We start from the raw sequence: 16,977 nt of genomic DNA on the forward strand, positions 1-16,977 counted from the left end.
ATTTGTAATGCGAAACTAGAATTGTAGGGATGGAGTTACGCCAACGAGCATTGCAGGTCTTGTGCATCACGGACCCCGAAGAGAAATCCGCCGCAGCGCTGGATATGTATGCGCGAGCAGCGCAGTTTTCAATAGATGCGCAGGCAGCGCTTGCCTCGCCCGCCGACATCGAACTACCGGGCCATCCCGAGAAACCCCTGCTTTTGCGGCACACCGAGCTCGCGCGTCGCTCGCCCGCCACGCCCGAGGGCCGTGCGGTACTAATGCACGCGATCGCTCACATTGAGTTCAACGCCATCAATCTGGCACTTGATGCCATCTGGCGCTTTCCCGGCATGCCCGAAGCCTTCTACCTCGACTGGCTGCGCGTGGCCGCAGAAGAGGCCAAGCACTTTCGCCTGCTGCGCGATCATCTACGCACCATGGGCCACGACTACGGTGACTTCCCTGCGCATCAAGGTCTATGGACGATGTGCGAGAAGACGGCGGGAGACATCGTTGCCCGCATGGCACTCGTACCCCGAACGCTCGAAGCGCGTGGTCTGGACGCCACACCGCTGATTCAGAAAAAGCTGCGCCAGATCGGCACGTCAGACTCGCTCGCAGCCGTGGAAATTCTGGACATCATCCTCAGCGAAGAAATTGGGCACGTCGCAATAGGTAACCATTGGTATCGTTGGTTGTGCAAGCGTGACGACCTCGCCCCTCACCCCCACTTCATTGCGTTGACATCCAAGTACGAAGCCCCGCGCCCGAAACCACCGCTGAATGAGGCTGCGCGCCTGCAAGCGGGGTTTACGCAAGAAGAATTGCTATGGCTGAACCCGTAAGTACGTATTGACACACATCAATCACCGAAAAGTTGTTGATAAATATCGCCAAAACATTCGGCGAGATATCAGCGACAATCAAATCAATCGTTCCTACAATTTGAGTTGATTTAGCAATAGATTGCTTCGCCCGGATGCCGACCGTTCCTTCGCGTACAGTGGTCTGCATCTGACTCCCCAAGCATGTACACAGCCCCGATTTCCCCGCCCAACGTCACTCAAAGCAGTCAATCCTTTGGCGCTTTGATCGCTCGCCAGGCTATCGTGAATGCTGAGGGCCGGGTTATCGGGTACGAACTTTTCAATCGCTCTCGCAATCATTCGGCGCACACCGCTGCCAGCGACATGATGCTGGCGCTTACTGCGCTGTCACATGCAGGTGTGGACGAATTGCTGGGCGACACGCTCATCTTCGTGAACTGCACACACGAGAGTCTGGTCGAGGGACATTTGTCCCTGCTGGATCCGAACAAGGTGATCCTCGAAGTCCCTCCACTCGGTCACACTGCAGCCGAAGAAGTCAAGACACGCCTTCCCACCTTGCAGACCCTGCATGAGCGCGGATTTCGCTTGGCCTTCAGCCAGACTGTGCTGGAGTCGGCCTATGCCGCATGGCTGCCGCTCGCGGATTTCATCAAACTCGATCTCTCCGTGCTTCCGGCGGATCAGGTCACCGTCCTGACCAAGTACGCCACACGCCAGACCAAGGCCCAACTGATTGCAGAAAAGATCGAAACAGCAACCCAACTGGAGCTGCTGAGCCACCTGGGAGTCAAGCTGTTTCAGGGCTATTGGCTTTCCCGCCCGCAATTGGTCGAGGCCAGACTGCTGTTTCCCACCGCCAACACGGTGGCACGCCTGCTGCAGTTGCTGCGCAATCAGGCCGAGGTGCATGAGATCGAAGCACTTGCCAAGCATGATGCCGTTCTGAGCTTCAACTTTCTGCGACTGGCTGTGACCTCAGGCCTGTGTCCAAGAGACGGACTTCAATCCATCGAGCATGTGATTCGCCTTCTGGGCAGCAACCGTCTCACCTGCTGGGCCAGCCTGCTTCAGAATTTCCGCGTCACATCTGACGAACCGCTCACAGCGGCACGCAATGCTGTCGAGCATGGCCGCTTCATGGAATTGCTGGCCAAGGCCCAACAGCTTCCGCGATCAGTAAGCGATCAGGCTTTTCTCGTGGGCGTAATCGCGCAACTTGACAATCTGCTCGACATCCCTCTCACAACCATCGTCGAGCTGCTCCACATGCCACAGAGTGTGCGCGATGCAGTGTTGAAGCAGTCGGGCTACCTCGGAGGACTGCTGACGCTCGCACAGGCCTCCGAAATCGGTGAAGTGGACGAGCTTCTTCAATCCGCCACGGGGCTCGGACTCTCCCAGAAGCAATTGATCGAAGCGCGGACCTTGGCACAGGATTGGGCTGAGCGCGCCTGATTCTTTCGCGCAGCCGGACATTCACCGTCCCCCTTCAGCGCAGAAAGTGCGCACCCACACCCCTGTAAATTCGCAACACTCAGCACCCACGGAAGCGATGCACCGAGGGCATCGCACCCGCACGGTTCAGCGGTCAATACCAAGATATCAATCAAACAACATTTGAATAAAAAAAATTCGAAACGAAACCACTGAAATAGACTGTTAATAAATTGCAAATTCAGCGTCAGAGGCATTCCGTTTCGTATCTTCCACGCTTTGCCGAAGGCCTGCTGACCCGAGCATCCACGGTCGAACCTTGGAAGAGTTATGGCTCGAAATTTGCATAAAACATCACAACATCATTACTCGCAACAACGGACACTCATATGGCTGATCGCAACCTTCTCGCTTCGCCAGTCGATGCATCGCGCCGCGATGCGTTAGTCAAACTTGGGTCCATCGCCGGCGCTGGTCTGGCCATGTCAATGCCCCATCTGGCGCATGCTGCACCAATGCAGCTCAAGGTAGCGGGCGCCTACGCCGACGCGTTGTTCCACACTCAGAACCTGCAGCAATTCGCCCGCGACGCTGGCCAGTCCAGCCAAGGCGCACTTCAGATTGAAGTGGTGAGCAACGCCAAACTGCTACCGATGAATGATGTGCTGCCCGCACTCAGCAAGGGCGATCTGGCGATCGGCGAGATCTTCATGTCCAACTTCGGCAAGCAGTACCCGCTGTTCGCCATCGATTCGCTGCCATTCATCGTTCACAGCTTCGAGGACGCACGACGCCTTTGGGAAAAAACCCGCACACCCACTGAGGCCCTGCTCAAGAAGCAAGGCATCCGCGTGCTGTATGCCGCACCTTGGCCAGGCCAAGGGCTGTTTGCACGCAACGCGATCAGCAAGCTGGAAGATGTGAAGGGCCAGAAATTCCGCGTCAACAACGATGCCACCAAATACATCGCTGAAGTGGCGGGCGCGACGCCCGTGGACATTCCCGCGAACAATCTGGCCAAGGCGATTCAGGCCGGGCAGATTGATGTGATGGTGACCTCCAGCACCACCGGCGTGGACAGCCAGTCGTGGAATGCGATGGGTGCTTTCATCGACATGCGGGCATGGATCCCCAAGAACATCGTCTGCATGAGCGAGCAGGTCTGGAGCAAGCTGCCGGATGCGGGCAAATCTGCCATCGAGGCTGCTGCCAAACAGGCGGAGGAGCGGGGCTGGCAACTGGCCAAAGACGCCGACAGCGCCGCCCAGAAAGTGCTGACCGAGCATGGCATGAAGATTTCCACGCCGACCTATGAACTGCGCCACAAACTCAACCAGATGGGTGAGCGCTTTGCGCGCGAATGGTCGGCCAAGGCAGGCGTAGATGGAGCCAATGCACTGATCAGCTACTACTTCACACAAAAGGGTTGACGTCCAAAAATGCCTGATCGGGGCTACGCACTGGCCACCTCGGATCGAGCATCAAATCATCAATCCACCTGCAGCTTGCGCTCGCGGATCAGCGCCGACCATTTCGCGTTGTCGCGTTTGACGAATGCGGAGAACTCCGTTGGCCCCAGCGGATGGACTTCGGCCCCCGCGCTCGCGAACTTGGCCTGTACGTCTGGCTGAGCGAGCACTTTGTTCAACGCTGCGGAGAGTTTCTGCGTGATGTCGGCAGGCAATCCCATCGGGGCCACCAACCCTTGGAATCCCACCGCTTCCATGCCTTGCAAGCCCAGCTCACGCACCGTGGGCACGTCGGGTAGTTGTGGGTCGCGCTTGGTACCTGTCACCGCCAACGCCTTGAGCTTTCCGCCTTTGACCTGCGGGATCAGGATGCTGCCCGCATCGATCAGCAACTGCGTCTGCCCGCCTATCAACTCCTGAATGGCGGGTGCACTGCCTTTGTACGGCACATGGGTCACGTCAAGCCCCGTGGTCTGGTTCATGAGCTCGCCATTCAGGTGCGTGGAGGTTCCAGAGCCGCCCGACGCGAAATTCACCTTGCCACTGTTGGCGTTCTGCTTGGCCCAGGCCACCCACTCCTTCATGTCGCGGGCCGGATGATCGATGCGCGTGACCGCCACATAGCTACCGAGACTGATCTGCCCGATGTAGGTGAACTGCGTGATCGGGTCATACGGCATCCTCTTTTGCAGATACGGGGCAATGGCGAACGGCCCCGTGTTGGCAAGCAGCAGCGTGTAGCCGTCCGGTGCCGCGCGGGTGAGTTCGGCCGCCGCAATCGTGCCGCCCGCACCGGGCTTGTAGTCCATCACGATCTGCTGACCAATCGCCTCCTGCAGCGGCATCTGCACGGTGCGCGCGGCAAAGTCGATACCGCCGCCAGGCGGATAGCCCACGATCAGGCGAATGGGCTTGGCGGTTGGCCAGGTCTGCGCAAAGGTCACACTCGTGGCGGCACCCAATGCCATGACCACGATCCATCTGCTCATCTTCATGTTGTTGTCTCCTTTGTAGAAATGTTCTTTTATGTTCTTTTGACTACCCGCGCGGATGGTGCTGCGCGTGCAATGCTTTGAGCCGCTCGCGCGCCACATGGGTGTAGATCGTGGTCGTCGAAATGTCCGCATGGCCGAGCAGCAACTGCACCACGCGCAGGTCCGCGCCATGGTTGAGCAAGTGCGTCGCGAACGCATGGCGCAGCGTGTGCGGGGACAGCGGCGAGGTGATGCCCGCGATCTGCGCGTGCTTCTTCACGATCACCCAGAACATCACCCGCGTCATGCCTGAGCCGCGCTGGGTGACAAACAAATCGTCGGTCTGCTGCCCGCCGAGAATCACGCCCCGGCTCTCGGCCAGATAGCGTTCAAGCCAGCGCATCGCCTCTTCGCCAAAGGGCACAAGCCGCTCCTTTCCGCCCTTGCCCATGATGCGCAGCACGCCCTCGCGCAGACCGAGGTGAAAGGTCTTGAGCGTGACCAGCTCGCTCACCCGCAGGCCGCTCGCATACATCAGCTCGAGCATGGTGCGGTCGCGCAGGCCAAGCATCGAATCCACATCGGGCGCCCTGAGCAGCGCCTCCACCTGTTGCTGCGACAGCGTCTTGGGCACGCGCAGCGCCTGCTTGGCGGCCTGCATGCGCACGGTGGGATCGATGGTGATGCGCTTCTCGCGCAGCGCCCAGTGAAAGTAGCGCCTGAGCACCGTGAGCCGCCGGTTGGCCGAGGTGGCCCGCGTCTCGGCATGCCGGGCCGCGAAATAGCCCTGCAGATGCGCTTCCTCGGTCTGGTTCAGCTCAATGGACGGCTCCTGCGTGATCAGCCAATCAGCGAACTTCGTCAGGTCGCGGCGATAGGCGTCCAGCGTGTTGCGGGCAAGGCCGTCCTCCAACCAGAGGGCATCCATGAACTCGTCTATTGCAATCTGGCTTTCCGACATGAAGAGAACATAGCACGTAAAAACGCCACCTGCGCTGAGGTGGCGTGGGGTTTGATCAGCCCAGAAAACGACGCTCAGTCAAGCGTCAGCTTCTGCTTCTTCACCACTTCCTTGTAGACGTCGAACTCGGCCTTGATCTGCTGGGCGAACTGCTCGGGCGTGTTCGCGACGATGATCGAACCCGTGTCTTCGATGCGCTTGCGCACGGCCGGATCTTCGAGCGACTTGCGCGTGGCCTCGTTGAGCTTGTCCACGACATCCTTGGGCATGCCCTTGGGGCCGAGCAGGCCGTAGTAGGCCAGACGGTTCACCGGCTCGAGGCCGACTTCCTTGAACGTCGGCACGTTCGGCAGTTCCTTCAGTCGCTGCGGCGCGGAGACCACGATGGGCACCAGCTTGCCCGCCTTGATGAAGGGCAGCGCCGACGGCAAGTTGTCGAACATGATCGGCACCTGACCCGCCACCACGTCGTTGAGCGCGGGGCCCGCACCACGGTAGGGGATGTGTGTCACGAAAGTTCCGGTCAGGCTCTTGTAGAGTTCCATCAGCATGTGGCCGATGCCGCCCGTGCCGGACGAGCCGTAGGAATATTTGCCGGGGTTCTTCTTAAGCTCGGCGACGAAAGCCGCGTAGTCCTTGGCTGGGAAATTCGGGTTGACCGCGATGATGTTGGGCGTCGCGGCGATGTTGATGATCGGCGTGAAATCCGTGATCGGGTTGTACGGCGTCTTGGTGTTAATCGCGGGGTTGGCCGCCGTCGTCGACACGGTCGCCACACCCAACGAATAGCCATCGGGCGCCGAGCGCGCGGTTTCGGTCGCACCGATCACGCCACCACCGCCGCCCTTGTTGTCCACGATCACAGGCTGGCCCAGCGTCTTGCCAAGCGGGTCCGAAATCACGCGGGCGACGATGTCGGTCGTTCCTCCTGGTGCAAACGGAACCACCAGGCGAATGGGTTTGCTGGGGTACCCGTCGGCGAATGATGTGCCTGCGGCCATTGTGAGAGCCAGGGCCATCAAGTGTCGGCGTTGCATATAAGAAACTCCTCACATTCGAAAATATGGATTTGAAAGGGAATGCTAATCGCTGCAACGCACAACGGGGTTCCCTTTTTTGCCCGATTCCTCGGGGATTTCCCGAGAAACCGTCGGCCCAATTTCCCACTGTCCAAGGCCTTCCAAACACCTCGTTATGCTGCACGCGGTGAACTACGCCCAACTCCTGCTGCCCGACTTCTCGCTGATTCTGCTTGGCTATCTGATCTGCCGCCACACCTTGCTCAACCGCTCGGTCTGGCAGTCGGTCGAAGTGCTGGTGTACTACCTGCTGTTTCCCACGCTGCTGTTCCAGTCGATCCTCAAGAGCCCCATCCACATCCACGAGGCCTCGAGCCTGATCGGCGCTACCATCACACTCGGCGCGCTGGCCGTCGTACTGTCGTACTGCCTGCCGTGGGTGCCGGTGCTCGGCAAGCACATCGACCGCCGCGAGCATGCCGCCGCCGCGCAGATCGGCTTTCGCTTCAACTCCTACATCATGCTGGCGCTGTCTGAACGCATCCTCGGGCCACAGGGCCTGTTGATGATGGCCATGGTGATCGGCATCTGCGTGCCGCTGTTCAACATCGCCGCCGTCTGGCCCATGTCGCGCGGCTCGAATCGCGGTTTCGTTGGCGAGTTGGTGCGCAACCCGCTGATCGTCGCCACCGTAGCGGGTCTCGCCTGCAACTTCATGGGCCTCAGCATTCCCAAACTCATCGAGCCGGTCTTCACCCGCATCGGCGCGGCCTCGCTCGCACTGGGCCTGATGGCCGCAGGCGCAGGCCTGCAGTTCGGCGAGCTGCAGCGCAACAGGGCACTATCAGTCTCCATCCTGTCGATCCGCCATCTGATTCAGCCGCTCATCACGTTCTTTCTCGCGCGCGCCTTCCAGCTCGACGCGGCTCAGACCATCGTGCTGATCCTGTTCTCCGCATCGCCCACCGCGCCCTCGGCCTTTGTTCTCGCGGCGCGCATGGGCTACAACGGCCCGTATGTCGCGGGGCTGGTGACGCTGTCGACGATGCTCGGCGTGCTCAGTCTGCCGTTCGCGCTGGGGCTTTTGCAGTGAGCAGCGCCCAAGTCACATGCTCGCGCACGATCTGGCTGGGGTGATCGGCGCGTGACTGCAGGGCGGCGCGCAGCTCGGCGCTGTCCTGTTTGGCGAGCGCATTGCCCATCGCCACGGCAATGTTGCGCAACCAGCGTTCATGGCCGATGCGGCGGATCGGGCTGCCCTCGGTGCGGCGCAGAAACTCCGCCTCGTCCCATGCAAACAGACGCACGAGCGAGTTGCCCTCCAGCCCCGGTCGCACATCGAAATCCGGCAGCACGCTGCGCTGCGCAAACTTGTTCCAGGGGCAGGCCAGTTGGCAGTCGTCACAGCCGTAGATACGGTTGGCCAGCAGCGGGCGCAGCTCTTCGGGGATGGAGCCTGCGTGCTCGATGGTCAGGTAGGAGATGCAGCGCCGCGCATCGACCGTGCGCTCACCAACGATGGCCTGCGTCGGACAGGCCGTCATGCAAGCCGCGCAACTGCCGCAGTGCGAGGTGGTCGGCTCGGTCGGGTCTAGCGCCAGATCGACATAGATTTCGCCCAGAAAGAACATTGAGCCCGCCTCGCGGTTGAGCACCAGCGTGTGCTTGCCGCGCCAGCCCTGCCCGCTGCGGCTAGCCAGCTCGCATTCAAGCACCGGAGCGGAGTCGGTGAACACGCGGTGCCCAAGTGGTCCCACGGCTTCGGCGATCCGGTCGGAGAGCTTTTGCAAGCGCGCGCGCAGCACCTTGTGATAGTCCCGCCCCCGCGCGTACATCGAGACGATGCCCTCGCCCGGGCGCGACAGGCGCTCGAACTCGATGGCCTGCCAGCCTTCGGGCACGCTCTGCGGCAGGTAATCCATGCGCGCTGTGATCACGCTCACCGTGCCCGGCACCAGCTCGGCTGGGCGCGCGCGCTTGAGGCCATGCGCCTGCATGTAATGCATCTCGCCATGAAAGCCGCTCGCAAGCCAGCGCAGCAACCCTGCTTCAGAAGACGACAAATCCACTCCGGCCACGCCAATTTGGGAAAATCCCAGTTCGCGAGCCCAGAGCTGAATTTGAGGAACGAGTTGACTGCTACACCACATCACCCGCAAATTGTAGAAACAAGTGCCCCCCCATCGGCGGAAAAAAGCCCGCAAGATGCGCCTGCACGCGTTCAAATGCAATGGACCAGCGAGGACGACACCGCCATTTTTGCTCGCCAACTGGCCGCCCTGCCCGAGACGCGCAATGCCTTCATCACATTGCATGGCGACTTGGGCGCTGGCAAAACGACCTTCGTCCGTCACCTTTTGACCGCACTCGGAGTAACAGGTCGTATCAAGAGCCCGACCTACGCGGTCGTCGAACCGCATCAGGCGAACGGCCTCGACATCTGGCATTTCGACTTCTATCGCTTTAACGACCCGCGCGAACTGGAGGATGCGGGCTTTCGCGACATCTTCGCGAGCCCTGGTCTGAAGCTCGCCGAGTGGCCCGAAAAGGCGGGCTCTCTTACCCCGACTGCTGATATAGCTATTTACATTGAAGCATTGGACGATGAGTTGCGGCGCGTTACGCTCGAAGCTCGAACGTTGTCGGGCAGAAATCTGCTCAGAGGTTTGAACATATGAAGACGCCGAGACTCACACTCGCATGACACCACCGCTCAGTGCCACCCATAAAGGACCTCTCGTGAACGACGAGTCGCCCACCGACAAGGCCTCCCTTTCCTCCCGCCGGGCTCTGCTCAAGGCGGGTACTCTGGTGCTGCTACTCAGCACGCAACAGATCGCGCGTGGCGCTTCCATCGTCGCGGTGCGCGTCTGGCCGGCGCAGGACTATTCGCGCGTGACCATCGAGTCGGACACGAAACTGGTCACCAAGCACACCTTCATCGAAACTCCGCCGCGCCTTGCGGTCGACATCGAGGGCATCGACCTGAACCCGCAGCTCAAGGAGCTGGTCGCCAAGGTGCGTGCCGACGATCCGAACATCGCGGGCATCCGCGTCGGCCAGAACTCGCCGGGCGTGGTGCGCATGGTCATGGACCTCAAACACGCCGCGCGTCCGCAGGTGTTCACGCTCTCGCCCGTGGCGGCCTACAAGCACCGGCTGGTGTTCGACCTCTATCCCGCGCAGGAACGTGATCCGCTCGAAGCGCTGATCGCCGAGCGCCTGAACGACCCCAAGGCCACCGTCGCCCAGGCGCCCGCGCCCATCGACAAGCCCGCGAACGCGCCGCTGGATCCTCTCGGCGACCTGATCGCACAACGCGGCGAAAAGCCGCTGCAGGACCGCCCTACGGTTGCCATTGCACCGCCCCCCGCTCCGCTGCCGCCCGAGGCTGTCGCGCCAGTGCCAGCACCTGTCGTGATCGCTGTGGCTCCTCCTCCACCAGCTCCCGTGCCTGCGCCGCCCGCACCACGCCCACCCGCCCCGGCACCCGCACCCGCCCGAGCCCCCTCGGCTCCGGCGGTTGCACGGGCGACCGACCGGCTGATCATCGTGGCACTGGACCCCGGCCATGGCGGCGAAGACCCCGGTGCCGTCGGCCCCAACGGCACGCGCGAAAAGGACGTGGTGCTGCGCATCGCGCACCTGCTGCGCGATCGCATCAACTCGACCACCGTCGGCGGCAATCCGATGCGTGCGTTTCTCACGCGCGATGCGGACTTCTTCGTACCGCTCGGCACCCGTGTGGAAAAAGCGCGCCGCGTGCAGGCCGACCTGTTCGTGAGCATCCATGCTGATGCCTTCACCACGCCCGCAGCCAAGGGGGCGAGCGTATTCGCGCTGAGCGAACGTGGGGCATCGAGTTCGGCGGCGCGTTGGCTGGCGAACAAGGAAAACGAGTCTGACCTGATCGGCGGCATGAACGTCACTTCGCAGGACCAGCATGTGCAGCGCGCCCTGCTCGACATGAGCACCACCGCGCAGATCAACGACAGCCTCAAGCTCGGCAACGTGCTGCTCGGCGAGATCGGCGGCTTCGCCAAGCTGCACAAGCCACGTGTGGAGCAAGCCGGGTTTGCGGTGCTGAAAGCCCCCGACATTCCCAGCGTGCTTGTGGAGACCGCCTTCATCAGCAACCCGGATGAAGAGGCCAAGCTGCGCTCCTCGGTGTACCAGAACCAGCTGGCAGATGCGCTGCTGCGCGGCATCACTCGGTATTTCGCCAAGAACCCGCCGCTGGCGCGCAGTCGCTCCGTGTAAAGAAACTCGGGGTGCGGGTCATATTTGGTATCTCTTCTCCACGTTTGTCGTCTTAACGCAGATCAGGAACGTTGTAGTGATATGGGCTGGGTCGATCCGACCCCGCTTCGTGGGGCAAAGCCAATGTCTGCGGCGAGCCCCCTGCTACCAACGAAAGGGGTACACACATGAAAAACATTCGCATCATCACTGCCAGCATTGTCTGCGCAACCACCCTCAGCCTTGTGGGCTGTGCATCGCATCCAACCAACCGCCAAGTCGGCACCGGCGTAGGTGCCGTGGCAGGTGGTCTGGTCGGCAATGCGGTCTTTGGTGGCCCCGTGGGCACCATTGGCGGCGCCGCAGCAGGTGCCTTGATCGGCAACCAAATCGGCGGAAGTCACGACTACGACCGCCGCGGCTATCGTCGCTGATAGAGCACTGGCCCAGTCAGGCCTTCGCTCCCATGCAAAAGCCCCTGACGCTGCAAAGCGGCAGGGGCTTTTGCATGAAGATCTTCGTGATCAGACCTGCGATGCCGCCTCGCGCTGCTTCTCCGCGCGACCAGCCTTCCAGGCCCCGAAGATCGCGATCAGCCCCGGCACCAGAATCAAACCCCAGATGATCTTTTCCAGATTGGCCTTCACCCATTCCATGTTGCCGAAGAAATAACCGGCCGAGACGATGCCCAGCACCCAGATCAGCGCGCCGACGACATTGAACATGGTGAACTTGGCCCGTGTCATGTGCGCCACGCCCGCCACGAAGGGCGCAAACGTGCGGATGAACGGCATGAAGCGCGCGAGGATGATGGTCACGCCCCCATAGCGCTCGTAGAACGAATGGGCCTGATCGAAAGCCTTCTTGTTGAACCAGCGCGAATCCTCCCACTGGAACACCTTGGGCCCGAGATAGCGCCCGATCGAGTAATTGCACTGGTCACCGAGAATCGCCGCCACCAGCAAAACCGGCACGGCCACCCCGAAATGCATCAGTCCCGCACCGCACATCGCGCCCACGATGAACAGCAGCGAATCTCCGGGCAGGAAGGGCATGACCACCACGCCCGTTTCCACGAACACGATGATGAACAGCAAGGCATAGACCCACGGCCCGTAAGCCACCACAAACGCTTCAAGATGCTTGTCGATGTGCAAGATGAAGTCGATCAAAAAGCTGACGATTTCCAAACCCGATCCCCGGTGCAGAAAGAAGGCATGGACTGTAGCGCATCGGCTGCAGCCGCTCTCAGAAATGGAGATTGCCGAGGAATCAATCATAGAATTAAACAATCACATAAAAAAATATACAGAGGAAAAAACAATGACGGCAGACCTGCAGGTTCGCGATCTGCGCTTCGGCTACAAAGGCCCGCTGTTCGAGCATTTCCATGCAGCCATCGACATCCCCGGCGTATACGGCCTGTTCGGGCGCAACGGCACCGGAAAATCGACGCTGCTCAAGCTGCTCGCGGGCCTGCTCACGCCTGAGGACGGCGAGATCCGTGTGCTGGGTTTCACGCCACGCCAGCGCTTCGCCGAGTTTCTCGCGCAGGTCTATCTGCTGCCCGAGGAATTCCACCTGCCCGATTTGAAACCCGAGGCGCTAGTGCGCAACCACGGCGTGTTCTACCCACAGTTCAACACTGCGCTGTTCCGCGACTATCTCGCCGAACTCCAGGTGCCGCCCGAGCAGCGCTTCTCACAGATGAGCCTCGGCCAAAAGAAGAAGGCGACGATTGCCTTCGCGCTCGCCACCTGCACGCCCATCCTGCTGATGGATGAACCCACCAACGGCCTCGACATCGAAAGCCGAATGCAGTTCAAGCGCCTGATGCAGCGGCCAGAACATGCCGGGCGCATCGTGCTGATCAGCACCCATCAGGCCCACGACCTGGAGAGCATCATCCGGCACATCTGGTTCATCGACAGCGGCGCGCTGCGGCTGTCGTCCGACATGCCCCGGCTCGCCGAACACCTCGCGATGGGTGTGGCGGCCTGCGCTGCTGAGCTGCCCGATCAGGAAGCGCTGCTCTATTCCGAACCGCTCGGAGCGCAGGTCGCCTGGGTCGCGCGCCGCGATGTCCTGCCTGCCGGAACACCCGTCACACCCGTGCAGCTCGAACTGATCTACAAGGCGCTGAGCCTCAATCCGCAACGCGTGCTGGCCGCCGTGAAGGAGCAGGCACCATGACAACAACGATGAGAGCCCCCCAAGCGACGGGCCCGGCCTTCCGTTGGTCCCGCTTTGCCGCACTCGTGCGCGTCGATCTGGCCGAGCGCTGGAGAAGCTACGGCAGCGTGCTGCTGGTGGCGCTGGTCGTTCAGGTACTGGTGCTCGGATGGATGCTGTTCATGATGCGCGCCCCCAACCCCATGGACATCGGCGCGCAGAGGGGCTGGTTCAACAGCTTTCTGTTCATCTTCGGCGTGGCCTTCTGCTTTGTGTTTTTCGCACCCATGCAAAGACAGGGCTCGAGCCTGCTGATACTAATGCGCCCGGCATCCATATTCGAGAAATGGCTGCACGCCGCTCTGGTGCTGCTGGTGCTGTTTCCGCTGGCCTACACGCTGGTCTATCTGCTGGCTACCGTGCCGCTCAACGGCATTGCCGCGCTCATCGAGTCCGCGCGCTACGAACAGGCGGCGGCGACCCTTTCGCCACTACCCGAGAAATTGCGAGTAGGCCTCCAGGTGTTCATTCCGTTCCTGTCGATAGGCGACAGGCACTCGAGCGAGCGCTGGGAGCAATTGCTACTGCATTGGTGGTACACGGTCATCTGCGGCTTCGCCGCCTTCGCGCTCGTGCGCTTTCACCGTGCCGCAGTGTTCAAGAGTCTGGCACTGGCGTTCTTCGTGCTCCTTTTCAGCGTGATGGTACTGAGTAGCGGCTCCCGCATGGGCGGTGATCCGCGCGTGCTCACCAGTTGGCTGGATGGCGACGGCACATTCCCCTTCAGCGTGTCCGCCGTACTCGCGAATCTGCTGCTGTGGCTCTGCACGCCGCTGCTTGTGTGGGGCTCGGCCTATCTGGCCCTGCGCGAAAGGGATCTCACATGAAGCAGCGCTTTGCATCGATTGTCTTTGGCGCGGCCGTGCTCTCATGCTGGGCCGCCATTTGGATTGCGCAACTGGGCACCCCGGCCACCGAATCGGTCGTGCTGCGCAGTCTGCCCGCCGCCGAACTGCAAGGCGTAAAACGTATCGTCTTCGATGTTCCCTCGAGCCACCCATGGAGGTATCCGCGCGAGACCGTGGTATTGGCCGGTTGGAGCGGTGACCTGCGACTGCAGACGGAATCCGAAGGCAGAAACGCCCAGCACCTGCAACTGGTGCACGAAGGCGACACGGTGTTCGTGCGCCTCAAAGGCTCGCCCGATGGGACCGCCGGAACACCGCCGCCCACCGATGAGGTAAATGCGGAGCCCCAAATCTACCGCCCGGTGAGCCTGACCCTGCCCGCCTCCGTTTCGGAACTCGTCTGGCCCAGCGTGCGACTGATGATGGCAGCCTCCGCCACCACACCCGCACTGACGGTGCGCACTTTCGCGTTGAAGGTGGGAACGGAACCATCCCAGCGCAGCCATTGGGGAGACAACGTTGATGCTCAGATCGTCGCGGACATCAAGAGCGACATCGTGCCGGGCAAGCTGGACCATCTGACGGCCATCCTGCTGCCTCGGGACGCTTGCGAAAGCGGCAACAGAAGCCTTAACCGCTACGAAGCCGATTTCGAATACAAGGGCGGCTTCTTCCCGAAGATCACGCTGCTGACCGATCTCAGCAAGATCGCCATCCAGACGATGGAGCCCGACATGCTAATCACCCTTCGCACCTCGCCGGACTCGGTGCTCAATGTCGAGAAGATCGGCTATCTCAAGCAGATACGCCTAGAAACGCTGAGCTTCGCCGAGACCAAGGAGATCGCCCAGACAAAGATGAACGATCCGTTCAGCGCCTGCTCATCGCCCAGAATGAAAGGGCGGTGAACGACAAAAGAGTCCTTGGGCAAGCTCTTTTTCGCACCACTAGAATGGCCCGGTGAACGAAGCCAACACACCCTCCTCTGCCCCCGCCTCCGGACCCACATCCAACCGTCGCCCGATCCGCGATCTGCCTGATGAGCTGATCAGCCAGATTGCGGCTGGTGAAGTGGTCGAGCGCCCCGCCTCCGCCGTGCGCGAGCTGGTGGACAACGCGCTCGATGCAGGCGCCTCGCAAATCACTGTGCGTCTGCTGGCTGGTGGCGTGCGCCTGATCTCGGTGGAGGACGACGGCATCGGCATTCCGCCCGAGGAATTACCGGTGGCGCTGCGCCGCCATGCGACGAGCAAGATCACCAATCTGCACGACCTCGAAGCCGTCAACACCATGGGCTTTCGCGGCGAGGCGCTGGCCGCCATTGCCTCGGTGTCCGAGACCGCACTGCTCTCGCGCACGCTGGATCAGCCAAGCGGCTTTCTGCTTGATGCGCGCAGTGGCGAACTGCGTCCGGCGGCGCGCAGCCGAGGCACGACGGTGGAGGTCAAGGAGCTGTTCTTCTCCACGCCCGCGCGCCGCAAGTTCCTGAAGACCGATGCAACCGAACTAGCGCACTGCGTAGAGGCCGTGCGCCGCCACGCCCTCGCCCGACCCGACGTGGGCTTTGCGATCTGGCACGAGGGCAAGCTGGTCGAGCAATGGCGCGCCACCATGGATGTGGCCGACATCGGCGACAGCGACAAGCTGCAACGGGGCCTGGCGCGCCGTCTTAGCGACGTGCTCGGTGCCGACTTCATCGAAGAATCCGTGGCCGTGCAGCTCAAGCACGGCAATGTCACTGTCACTGGCCGCGCGGGCGTGCCCGACGCGGCGCGATCGCGGGCCGATCAGCAGTTCTGCTACGTCAACGGCCGCTTCGTACGCGACAAGGTGCTCACCCATGCGGCCCGCAGCGCCTACGAGGACGTGCTGCACGGCCACAAGCAGCCGGTCTACGCGCTGTTCATCGAAATCGACCCTCTGCGTGTGGACGTGAACGTGCATCCCACCAAGATCGAGGTGCGTTTTCGCGACAGCCGCGAGGTGCACCAGGCCGTACGCCACGCCGTGGAAAACGCCCTCGCCGTGCCGCGTGCCCAGGCCCTCGCCGCCGCTGCGGCCGCTGGCGAAGCCGCCGGGCAAGCCTTGCCCGCCGCTGATGGCACCACACCCTCATTCGCGACACCCGCAGTACCATCCGCTTGGGCACCGACGCCCAACTGGAAAGCCCAGTTCACCATGCCGTTCGAGGAGCGCGTGGGCCACAAGGTCGAAGATCTGCAAGCGCTCTGGGGTGCGCCCAAAACGCCCAGCTTGCCCAATGTGCCTACAGATCCGTCCAGTCTTGGAGGGTTTGCCCAAGCGCCTTTCAACGCATCCGAATCGCAGGCCCCGGCGGTCAGCTGGCAAGCAGCAGCGCCCAACACACCCACCACCGAATCCGAGGCCACACCGTGGCCGCTGGGCCGCGCAGTGGCGCAGATCCATGGCGTCTACATCCTCGCCGAGAACGCACAAGGCATGATCATTGTGGACATGCATGCAGCGCACGAACGCATCGTCTACGAGCGCCTCAAGAGCCAGGTGATCGACGAATCCGCGCGCATCGCCAGCCAGCCATTGCTGATTCCGGCGACCTTCGCCGCCACGCCGCACGAGGTCGCGGCGGCCGAGTCGAATGCGGAAACGCTGGCCTTGCTCGGCATGGAAATCTCGCCGTTCTCGCCACGCACACTGGCCGTGCGCGCCGTGCCCACCGCTCTCGCACAAGGCGATCCGGTGGAGCTCGCGCGCAGCGTGCTCGCCGAGTTGTCGCAGCATGATGCAAGTACCGTCGTGCAACGCGCACGCAATGAAATTCTGGCGACCATGGCCTGCCACGGCGCTGTGCGCGCCAACCGCAAGCTCACGCTCGACGAGATGAACGCGCTTTTGCGGCAGATGGAAGTGACCGACCGCTCGGACCAATGCAACCACGGCCGTCCGACCTGGCGCCAACTCACGATGAAGGAACTGGACGGTCTGTTCCTGCGCGGACGCTGAACGT

The 16,977-nt window shown here is 61.7% G+C and carries 16 protein-coding genes; 11 read left to right on the forward strand and 5 right to left on the reverse strand.

Annotation, left to right across the window (positions count from 1 at the left end):
* The first annotated feature begins 29 nt into the window (after positions 1-29).
* From G7047_RS16235 to G7047_RS16245, 3 genes are all read left to right on the forward strand, one after another.
* Complete coding sequence (locus G7047_RS16235) at positions 30-830, forward strand: ferritin-like domain-containing protein (protein WP_166307542.1); 801 nt, start codon at positions 30-32, stop codon at positions 828-830.
* A gap of 345 nt (positions 831-1,175) precedes the next feature.
* Positions 1,176-2,270 carry an EAL and HDOD domain-containing protein gene (locus G7047_RS16240; RefSeq protein ID WP_240939151.1) on the forward strand — a complete coding sequence of 365 codons (1,095 nt, stop codon included), beginning with the start codon at positions 1,176-1,178 and terminating at the stop codon, positions 2,268-2,270.
* A 368-nt stretch (positions 2,271-2,638) separates the two neighbouring features.
* Positions 2,639-3,679 (forward strand): TRAP transporter substrate-binding protein, encoded by a 1,041-nt coding sequence (locus G7047_RS16245; protein WP_166307548.1) that lies wholly within the window; start codon positions 2,639-2,641, stop codon positions 3,677-3,679.
* Between the two features lie 59 nt (positions 3,680-3,738).
* Here G7047_RS16245 and G7047_RS16250 read toward each other — a convergent pair whose 3' ends face one another.
* From G7047_RS16250 to G7047_RS16260, 3 genes are all read right to left on the reverse strand, one after another.
* Positions 3,739-4,713: a tripartite tricarboxylate transporter substrate binding protein gene (locus tag G7047_RS16250; protein ID WP_240939152.1), complete on the reverse strand. Its 975-nt coding sequence runs from the start codon at positions 4,711-4,713 to the stop codon at positions 3,739-3,741.
* Between the two features lie 43 nt (positions 4,714-4,756).
* A complete protein-coding gene (gene xerD, locus G7047_RS16255; RefSeq protein WP_166307551.1) occupies positions 4,757-5,653 on the reverse strand; it encodes a site-specific tyrosine recombinase XerD in 897 nt (298 codons plus the stop codon).
* A 74-nt stretch (positions 5,654-5,727) separates the two neighbouring features.
* Complete coding sequence (locus G7047_RS16260) at positions 5,728-6,690, reverse strand: tripartite tricarboxylate transporter substrate binding protein BugE (RefSeq protein ID WP_166307554.1); 963 nt, start codon at positions 6,688-6,690, stop codon at positions 5,728-5,730.
* Between the two features lie 157 nt (positions 6,691-6,847).
* Here G7047_RS16260 and G7047_RS16265 point away from each other — a divergent pair, with 157 nt between their 5' ends.
* Positions 6,848-7,765, forward strand: a complete 918-nt coding sequence (locus G7047_RS16265; protein WP_166307557.1) for an AEC family transporter — start codon at positions 6,848-6,850, stop codon at positions 7,763-7,765.
* Here G7047_RS16265 and queG read toward each other — a convergent pair.
* Positions 7,731-8,822, reverse strand: a complete 1,092-nt coding sequence (gene queG / locus G7047_RS16270) for a tRNA epoxyqueuosine(34) reductase QueG (RefSeq protein WP_240939153.1) — start codon at positions 8,820-8,822, stop codon at positions 7,731-7,733. The genes G7047_RS16265 and queG overlap by 35 nt on opposite strands.
* On the opposite strand from queG, the gene tsaE reads away from it, so the two are divergent.
* The 3 genes from tsaE to G7047_RS16285 all read left to right on the forward strand — a co-directional run bounded on the left by tsaE (position 8,805) and on the right by G7047_RS16285 (position 11,345).
* Positions 8,805-9,350: a tRNA (adenosine(37)-N6)-threonylcarbamoyltransferase complex ATPase subunit type 1 TsaE gene (gene tsaE / locus G7047_RS16275; protein WP_166307581.1), complete on the forward strand. Its 546-nt coding sequence runs from the start codon at positions 8,805-8,807 to the stop codon at positions 9,348-9,350. The two genes, queG and tsaE, sit on opposite strands and share 18 nt — an antisense overlap.
* 61 nt (positions 9,351-9,411) lie before the next feature.
* Positions 9,412-10,932, forward strand: a complete 1,521-nt coding sequence (locus G7047_RS16280) for an N-acetylmuramoyl-L-alanine amidase (RefSeq protein ID WP_240939154.1) — start codon at positions 9,412-9,414, stop codon at positions 10,930-10,932.
* Between the two features lie 167 nt (positions 10,933-11,099).
* Positions 11,100-11,345, forward strand: coding sequence for a glycine zipper 2TM domain-containing protein (locus tag G7047_RS16285; protein WP_166307587.1), 246 nt, complete (start codon positions 11,100-11,102; stop codon positions 11,343-11,345).
* 90 nt (positions 11,346-11,435) lie between these two features.
* Here the strand turns inward: G7047_RS16285 and G7047_RS16290 are convergent, their stop codons facing one another.
* Positions 11,436-12,101, reverse strand: a complete 666-nt coding sequence (locus tag G7047_RS16290; RefSeq protein WP_166307590.1) for a DedA family protein — start codon at positions 12,099-12,101, stop codon at positions 11,436-11,438.
* A gap of 133 nt (positions 12,102-12,234) precedes the next feature.
* On the opposite strand from G7047_RS16290, the gene G7047_RS16295 reads away from it, so the two are divergent.
* Genes G7047_RS16295 through mutL form a run of 4 tightly spaced genes read left to right on the forward strand, consistent with a single transcriptional unit; the run spans position 12,235 to position 16,973 of the window.
* On the forward strand, positions 12,235-13,104 hold the full coding sequence (locus G7047_RS16295) for an ATP-binding cassette domain-containing protein (protein ID WP_166307593.1): 870 nt from the start codon (positions 12,235-12,237) through the stop codon (positions 13,102-13,104).
* Complete coding sequence (locus G7047_RS16300; protein WP_166307596.1) at positions 13,101-13,970, forward strand: hypothetical protein; 870 nt, start codon at positions 13,101-13,103, stop codon at positions 13,968-13,970. Before G7047_RS16295 ends, G7047_RS16300 begins: the two co-directional genes overlap by 4 nt.
* Entirely contained in the window at positions 13,967-14,899 is a 933-nt protein-coding gene (locus tag G7047_RS16305; RefSeq protein ID WP_166307599.1) for a hypothetical protein, read from the forward strand. Before G7047_RS16300 ends, G7047_RS16305 begins: the two co-directional genes overlap by 4 nt.
* Positions 14,900-14,951: 52 nt before the next feature.
* Positions 14,952-16,973 carry a DNA mismatch repair endonuclease MutL gene (mutL, locus tag G7047_RS16310; protein WP_166307602.1) on the forward strand — a complete coding sequence of 674 codons (2,022 nt, stop codon included), beginning with the start codon at positions 14,952-14,954 and terminating at the stop codon, positions 16,971-16,973.
* Positions 16,974-16,977: the final 4 nt, after the last annotated feature.

Origin of the sequence: Diaphorobacter sp. HDW4A (genome assembly GCF_011305995.1) — a bacterium.
In the GTDB taxonomy this organism is placed as follows: Bacteria; Pseudomonadota; Gammaproteobacteria; order Burkholderiales; family Burkholderiaceae_C; genus Diaphorobacter_A.

What these genes read in the sequence shown, in the direction of transcription:
- queG (WP_240939153.1), bottom strand. Translation starts at nt 8,822, where the DNA reads ATGTGGTGTAGCAGTCAACTCGTTCCTCAAATTCAGCTCTGGGCTCGC.
- G7047_RS16305 (WP_166307599.1), top strand. Translation starts at nt 13,967, where the DNA reads ATGAAGCAGCGCTTTGCATCGATTGTCTTTGGCGCGGCCGTGCTCTCA.
- xerD (WP_166307551.1), bottom strand. Translation starts at nt 5,653, where the DNA reads ATGTCGGAAAGCCAGATTGCAATAGACGAGTTCATGGATGCCCTCTGG.
- G7047_RS16250 (WP_240939152.1), bottom strand. Translation starts at nt 4,713, where the DNA reads ATGAAGATGAGCAGATGGATCGTGGTCATGGCATTGGGTGCCGCCACG.
- G7047_RS16285 (WP_166307587.1), top strand. Translation starts at nt 11,100, where the DNA reads ATGAAAAACATTCGCATCATCACTGCCAGCATTGTCTGCGCAACCACC.
- G7047_RS16265 (WP_166307557.1), top strand. Translation starts at nt 6,848, where the DNA reads ATGCTGCACGCGGTGAACTACGCCCAACTCCTGCTGCCCGACTTCTCG.
- G7047_RS16300 (WP_166307596.1), top strand. Translation starts at nt 13,101, where the DNA reads ATGACAACAACGATGAGAGCCCCCCAAGCGACGGGCCCGGCCTTCCGT.
- G7047_RS16245 (WP_166307548.1), top strand. Translation starts at nt 2,639, where the DNA reads ATGGCTGATCGCAACCTTCTCGCTTCGCCAGTCGATGCATCGCGCCGC.
- G7047_RS16235 (WP_166307542.1), top strand. Translation starts at nt 30, where the DNA reads ATGGAGTTACGCCAACGAGCATTGCAGGTCTTGTGCATCACGGACCCC.
- G7047_RS16260 (WP_166307554.1), bottom strand. Translation starts at nt 6,690, where the DNA reads ATGCAACGCCGACACTTGATGGCCCTGGCTCTCACAATGGCCGCAGGC.
- G7047_RS16295 (WP_166307593.1), top strand. Translation starts at nt 12,235, where the DNA reads ATGACGGCAGACCTGCAGGTTCGCGATCTGCGCTTCGGCTACAAAGGC.
- G7047_RS16240 (WP_240939151.1), top strand. Translation starts at nt 1,176, where the DNA reads ATGATGCTGGCGCTTACTGCGCTGTCACATGCAGGTGTGGACGAATTG.